This is a genomic window from Stenotrophomonas sp. P5_B8, assembly GCF_054049855.1.
On record NZ_JBFULO010000213.1, the window covers coordinates 1 to 6,423 of the forward strand.

At 68.5% G+C, this 6,423-nt stretch carries 7 protein-coding genes; 2 read left to right on the top strand and 5 right to left on the bottom strand.

The annotated features are described in order from the left end of the window. Positions 1–78 precede the first annotated feature (78 nt). Complete coding sequence (locus ACXJKH_RS12450; RefSeq protein ID WP_256776014.1) at positions 79–897, bottom strand: SDR family oxidoreductase; 819 nt, start codon at positions 895–897, stop codon at positions 79–81. Between the two features lie 108 nt (positions 898–1,005). Between ACXJKH_RS12450 and ACXJKH_RS12455 the strand changes: the two genes are divergently transcribed. Further along, positions 1,006–1,692, top strand: coding sequence for a hypothetical protein (locus ACXJKH_RS12455; protein ID WP_457319666.1), 687 nt, complete (start codon positions 1,006–1,008; stop codon positions 1,690–1,692). 7 nt (positions 1,693–1,699) lie between these two features. On the opposite strand, the gene ACXJKH_RS12460 is transcribed toward ACXJKH_RS12455, so the two are convergent. Together ACXJKH_RS12460 and ACXJKH_RS12465 are read right to left on the bottom strand one after the other, a co-directional pair. After that, positions 1,700–2,194 carry a DUF2867 domain-containing protein gene (locus tag ACXJKH_RS12460; RefSeq protein ID WP_457319667.1) on the bottom strand — a complete coding sequence of 165 codons (495 nt, stop codon included), beginning with the start codon at positions 2,192–2,194 and terminating at the stop codon, positions 1,700–1,702. 11 nt (positions 2,195–2,205) lie between these two features. Continuing rightward, positions 2,206–2,868 carry a protein kinase family protein gene (locus tag ACXJKH_RS12465; protein ID WP_256776011.1) on the bottom strand — a complete coding sequence of 221 codons (663 nt, stop codon included), beginning with the start codon at positions 2,866–2,868 and terminating at the stop codon, positions 2,206–2,208. 102 nt (positions 2,869–2,970) lie between these two features. Here ACXJKH_RS12465 and ACXJKH_RS12470 point away from each other — a divergent pair, with 102 nt between their 5' ends. After that, positions 2,971–4,971: a bifunctional DedA family/phosphatase PAP2 family protein gene (locus ACXJKH_RS12470; RefSeq protein WP_457319668.1), complete on the top strand. Its 2,001-nt coding sequence runs from the start codon at positions 2,971–2,973 to the stop codon at positions 4,969–4,971. A 170-nt stretch (positions 4,972–5,141) separates the two neighbouring features. On the opposite strand, the gene ACXJKH_RS12475 is transcribed toward ACXJKH_RS12470, so the two are convergent. Both ACXJKH_RS12475 and ACXJKH_RS12480 read right to left on the bottom strand, forming a co-directional pair. Next, positions 5,142–5,720 carry an LON peptidase substrate-binding domain-containing protein gene (locus tag ACXJKH_RS12475; protein ID WP_457319669.1) on the bottom strand — a complete coding sequence of 193 codons (579 nt, stop codon included), beginning with the start codon at positions 5,718–5,720 and terminating at the stop codon, positions 5,142–5,144. A gap of 13 nt (positions 5,721–5,733) precedes the next feature. After that, positions 5,734–6,423, bottom strand: a 690-nt coding sequence (locus ACXJKH_RS12480; RefSeq protein ID WP_457319670.1) for a glutamate ligase domain-containing protein, incomplete at its 5' end; no start/stop codon positions are given.

A 6,423-nucleotide genomic window follows, 5' to 3' on the forward strand; every position in this document is an offset into this window, starting at 1 on the left:
GACAAAAGGGGGCACGCACAGTAGCAGTTGCGCGTGCAGCCTTTGTCGACGACCGGGCCCTGCGACGCTGCCGCAGGCTCAATCCAGGAACAGATCGGGCAGCAGCGGTCGCGACGGATCCACCGCGTAGCCGCTCAGGTCGGTGATACCGGCCTGCGCCAGTACCTCGTCATCAAGCAGGAACTGCCCGCTGAAACCGGCCGCATCGCGGGTCAGCACCGCGTGCGCGGCATCGGCCAGGATCTGCGGCGTGCGGCAGCCGTTGATATCCACGCCGGGAATCATGTTGACCGCATCGGTGGCGATGATCGTGCGTGGCCACAACGCGTTGACCGCCACGCCCTGGGGCCCGAACTCGGCGGCCAGGCCCAGGGTGACGAAGCTCATGCCCATCTTGGCCAGCGTGTAGCCGGTATGCGGACCCCACCATTTCGGGTCCAGGCTTGGCGGCGGCGCCAGGGTGAGGATGTGCGGGTTGGGCGCCTGCAGCAGATATGGCAGGCAGGCCTGCGCGCACAGGAAGCTGCCGCGCGAATTGACCTGCTGCATCAGGTCGAAGCGCTTCATCGGGGTATCCAGCGTGCCACGCAGCCAGATCGCGCTGGCGTTGTTGACCAGAATGTCGATGCCGCCAAAGGTGTCCACCGTCGCGGCGACCGCCGCGCGCACCTGGTCTTCCTCGCGGATGTCGCACTTCAGTGCCAGGCCCTGGCCACCGGCAGCGGTGACTGCTTCGACGGCGCTGTGGATGGTGCCGGGCAGCTTCGGATTGGGCACCGCCGATTTGGCCGCGATGGCCACGTTGGCACCGTCGCGCGCCGCGCGCAGGGCGATGGCCAGGCCGATGCCGCGCGAGGCGCCGGTAATGAAGAGGGTCTTGCCTTGCAGACTGGCCATTGTCCGTTGCTCCTGCGCAATCGTTGATGGGGCAGTATGCCGCGCCCACGCAGAGTTCACCGCTTCTTGACGATAGTGTCCTCCGGTCACCGCTGCGAGGTACTTGCCATGCGCCGTTCCCGTTGCCTGCTGCCTGTCCTAGGCCTGCTCCTGATGACCACGGCCTGCCAGGGCGATTCCTCCGCTCCTGCCCCGATCATGTCCAACGGCGCGACTGCCGCCGCCCCAACGCCGCCTGCCGACGGCGCAGTGCGCTGGAGCCGGGCGGTGGTATGGAGTGGCGATCTGAACAGCTGTCGCCAGGGCGAGGCCGCCGCGTCCCGCGACTGCCTGATCAAGGCGATGCAGAGCGGTGGCGCCGGCCCCGATGCAGTGCGTGCCGCCGAGCAGCTGTCCAGTGGCGGCGAACTTGCCTTCGTTACCGCCTGGCATGAACACGACGGCATCGGCGTGGCCACGGTGGCGTATCCGTTCCGCGCCAACACCAATGAAGGCACGCGCCTCATCGATGCAAGCGGCACGCGCATCGATGTGGACACCGTGCAATGGGACGATGCCCTGCGTGCCGATCCCGGCGTGCAGGCGCTGTTGCAGGCCCATCCGCAGGCGACGCCCTTCGCACCGGCGCAGGCGGCTGGCAGCACGCCGCTGGACGGCGGCGGCGTCCGTCTGCTGTATCGCACGCCGCTGCGTGACTGCCACGCCTGCGCCAACGAAGGGCAACTGCAGATCGGCTATGACTTTGATGCCAAGCGAAATTTCATCGGTCAGCAGGTGGTGCCGGTGACACCGTGAAGTGGCGTCACCCCGCGTAGGTGCGTACCTGCCGCCGCAACAGACGCGGCACGATCCATCGATGCACCGGCGCGACCGGCAGCATGTACAGCCGCCCAAACGCGTTATGGGTGTGCACCACCGTGGCGATCTCCAGCAGATCGCCACGCCATTGCAGCGCCAGCTGCACGCGCAGGTGGCGGTCGTCATCTTCCAGCACGATCGCATCGGGCGTGCACAGCTGCACGGTGAAGATGCCGAGCCGGTCACCCGGCCGTGGATCAACGCTGTCGGGCACCGCACGCAGCGAGCCCAAATCCTTCATGCCGAGCAGGCGCATGCCGCCGTTGCGTATGGCCATCAGCCCATCGAACCAGCCCGGCACCGTCGCGGCCATGTCCTGGTAGGCCTGCAACGCCGAACGTCGCGCGCGCGGCGCTGCCGCCTGGCAGGCGTGTACGAAGTCGGCGCCGGGCAGCTGCGCAGGCAGCACGTTGCCGGCGTCCAGCGGCACCACGCTCACCCCCGGCGTCCTCACGGCTTGGGGCCCTGCCCCTCGTTGTCTTCCCAGTGCAGGATCTTCCGCGTAACGAAGCGGTACACCGGCTTGCCGGTACGGAACCACAGATCGCGCACCCACGAGGTGCGCTTGAGCAGGCGCTTCTCGACCGGGGTGAGCTGTTCACGACAGTACATGCGCTTGTGCTTGAGCAGGTGGCGCAGATCTTCGCGCGCCAGCAGGCGCATCCAGCGCGAGCGCGGGTTGCCGATCACCGCCAGCTGGAAATCGATCAGGGCCGGCGAACCGTCCTCGCGCACCAGCCAGTTGGCTTCCTTGGCCAGGTCGTTGTGCGCGATGCCATGCCGATGCACGCGCTGCAACAACCGACGCGCGGCACGGAAGTAGGCCAGGTCGCCGCGCGGCGGGCGCTGGTACATCGCATCGCCGGCCATGAAGCTGCGGTCCAGCCAGCGGCCGTTCCAGGCCAGTAGCGCCGGAGTGTCGGCCATGCCGTCCAGGTGCGCCAGCGCGCGCGCTTCACGCCGGGCCAGCCACCACGCCGGCAGCCGCAGCCACCACGGGGTGGCCTCCAGGTCGCGGCGGACAAAACGATGGCCGTCCTGCTCGATCAGCAGGATGCGGCCGAAGCTGTCGGCTTTGAGGGCGTGCGGGGCGGGATCGGGGGCGCGGTTCATCGCGCCATTCTAGGCGCGTGATCGCCTGCGATCACTGCAGATGTCCGACATTGACCGGCCTTGGCCGGCAGTCAGTCACCTTCACACCTCTATAATCGGGCGATGGACTCGTCATGGATCGATGCCACGCTTGCGTGGATCTCAGCTCACCCCGTGCTTGCCGGTGCGGTCATCTTCCTCATTGCCTTCTGCGATGCGGTCATCGTGCTGGGCGCGATCGTGCCGGCGTTGCCGCTGCTGTTCGCGGTGGGCGTGTTCATCGGCCTTGGCCAGATTTCCGGTCCCTATGCGGTGGCGTGCGCGGCGCTGGGCGCCTTCGCTGGCGATGGCCTGAGTTACTGGGTGGGCCGGCGCTGGGGCGATCGTCTGCGGGGTTTCTGGCCTTTCAGCAAATACCCGCAGCTGCTCGACCGCGGCGAGACGATGTTCCGCCGCAATGCTTTCAAGAGCATCCTGGTGGCGCGGTATGTCGGCGCGATCCGTCCCTTCGTGCCGGCCATCGCCGGCATGATGAACATGCCGATGTCGCGCTACATCCAGGCCAGTGGCATCGCCAGTCTGTCGTGGGCGGTGCTGTTCCTGGCCCCGGGCTGGGTGCTGGGCGAGGCCTACGACACGGTCGCGGCGGTCGCCGGCCGGCTGGTGATGGTGCTGGGCCTGGTCGCCGTGGTGATGGGCGCGGTCTGGGCGATCGTGCTGTACAGCTATCGCTGGTCGGCCTCGCGCATGGACAGCTGGCTGGCCACGCTGCTGCGCTGGTCGCAGCGCCATCCCACCCTGGGCCGCTATTCGGTGTCGGTGTTCGATCCGCAGCGGCGTGAATCGGTGCCGCTGGCGATGCTGGCCCTGATGCTGCTGTTGCTGGGCTGGTGCTGGTTCGCGCTGTTGATGGCGGTGGTCGCCCACGGCGAACCGCTCCGCCTGGACCTGGCCGTGCACGACGCCATGTTGGCGCTGCGCAACCCGTTGGCCGACTACCCGATGGCTGCACTGGCCTCGCTCGGCGCGTGGCAGGTGCTGCTGCCGGCCACCGCCGCCGGCATGGGGTACCTGGTCTGGCGTCGACGCTGGATGGCCGCCGCGCATTGGCTGGCCGCACTGGCCTTCGGCCTGGCACTGTGCAAGCTGCTCGGGGCCACCGTGCACGTGGTGCGCCCGCCCGATGCCAGCAGTGGCTTCGGCTTTCCGTCGGTGTCGGTGACCATGGCCACCATCACCTTCGGCTTCTTCGCGGTGTTGATCGCGCGCGAGCTGCCCGGGCGCACGCGCGTGTGGCCGTACCTGTTGTCGGGCATCATCGTCAGCCYGATCGGCTTTGCGCGTATCTATCTGGGCGCGCATTGGCTGAGCGATGTGATCGGCGGCATGCTGTTCGGCATTTTCTGGCTGCTGGTGCTGGGCATCGCGTACCGCCGCCGCTTCAACCGGTCGTTCTGGGTCAAGCCGGTGGCGTGGCTGTTCTACGGCGTCTTCGCGATCAGCGCGCTGTGGTATGCGCCGCGCAACATTCCGGTCAAGCTCGCCCGCTTCGAACCGGCGCAACCGGCGCCGGTGGACATGGCCTCCACCGCCTGGTGGCAGGACGACTGGAAGCAGCTCCCGTCGCGTCGCAACGAGTTCGACGATGACCAGCGCTGGCCGCTGGACGTGCAGGTGGCCGGGCCGCTGGCGCCGCTGCAGCAGCGCCTGGAACGCCAGGGCTGGCGGGTGCAGCCGCAGGCCGGTTGGCAACAGGCGCTGCTGATGCTGGACAAATCGGCCAAGCCGGAGGAAGTGCCGGTGCTGCCGGCGACGCTGGATACTCAAGTCGAATCGCTGCTGATGCTGCGCGCGGGCAACGCACCCAACGAGATCTTCGCGTTGCGGCTGTGGCCGGCACCGGCACGCCTGCAGCCGGGCGATGCGCCGTTGTGGTTGGGCAGCGCGCAGACGCTGCACTACCAGCAGCATTTCCACCTGATCGGGATGTGGCGCCCGCTGCGCGGCATCGACCCATCGTTGAACGCGGTGCGCGAGGCGCTCGATGGCCTGCCGCAGCAGGTGGACACCCATCCGGAAACGCAGATGCCGGTGCTGCGGGTGCGTACGCCAGCGGCGGAGTAATCCACGCGTCGTTCGGGCGCGTTCGCGCCGACCAGCACGGCGAACGCATCAACGCAGCCGGCGACGCCTTCGATCGCCGCTCATGCCCTCGGTGAACGTTGCGCGGTCATCGGTGGTCGATCGGGATGCGACCCTACCGCTGCGCTCGGATGGAGCACGTCGCTCGGCCCTTACGGCATCCAGCCCAGCAGGTCTTCCAGTCGTTGATGCGGGTCATCGTGCTGCAGCAGCTGCAGCCGGTGCGGCTCTTCCAGCGGCAGCAGTTCGGCCAGCCGCCAGCCAACCCAGGCGGCCTGTTCCAGCTGCGCCGGGTGGGTGGGCGCGAAGGCCGTGCCGGCCTGCTCGATGATGTGCTCCAGCACCGTGGCCAGCAGCGCATGCTCGGGCCGCAGTTCGTCGTCGTGGTCGGGCGTACTCCATGCCACGTCGGCCAGGATCAGGCCGTTGTCGCGCACCCGTGTGCGCAGTACATGGAAGCGGCGCTGGCCCCGCAGGCGCAGTACCAGTACGCCATCGGGGCCGACGTCGAAGTCCTCGATCCGCGCCTCTACGCCGTAAGCCGCCGGCGATGCCGGTCGCCCCACTTCGTCGCCATCGAGGATCAGGCAGATGCCGAACGTGGACTCCTGCCGGCTGCATTCGCGCAGCATGTCCAGGTAACGGCGCTCGAACACGCGCAGGCCCAGCCGCGCGCCGGGCAGCAGCACCGCGTGCAGGGGAAACAGGGGCAGCGAAACGGTCTCGGTCATGGCGTGCCCCGACTCATTCCTGCTGGAGCTGCGCCAGGAAGCGGCGCGGCGCGCCGTCGAAACCGCCGTTGGACATGAACACCACGTGGTCGCCGGGCCGGGCGATGTCGCCCAGCTGCGCCAGCAGGGCATCGGTATCGGCCACCGCATGGGCCTGGCCACGCACGGCGGCGATCACCCCGGCCGCATCCCAGGCCAGTTCCGGGCGGTGCAGGAAGACCACCGCGTCGGCCAGCGCCAGCGACGGTGCAAGCGCCTGCGCATGCGCGCCCAGCCGCATCGAGTTGCTGCGCGGCTCCATCGCCACCACGATCCGCGCATCGCCCACCTTGGCGCGCAGGCCTTCCAGCGTGGTGTGGATGGCGGTGGGGTGATGGGCGAAATCGTCGTACACAGTGATGTCGTGCGACTGTCCGATCACTTCCAGGCGACGCTTGACGCTGCGGAAGCGCGCCAGCGCGGGGATCACCGTGGCCAGCTCCACGCCCACCGCATGCGCGGCGGCCAGTGCGGCCAGGCCGTTGAGCACGTTGTGCCGGCCCAGCAACGGCCACCGCACCTCGCCCACGTGCTGTCCGCGATGGTGCACCACGAAGGCGCTGCCATCGGCGTTGATCAGTTCGGCATGCCATTCCAGCGACGCATCGAAACCGAAGCGCTCTACCGGGGTCCAGCAGCCCATCGCCAGCACCTCCGCCAGGTA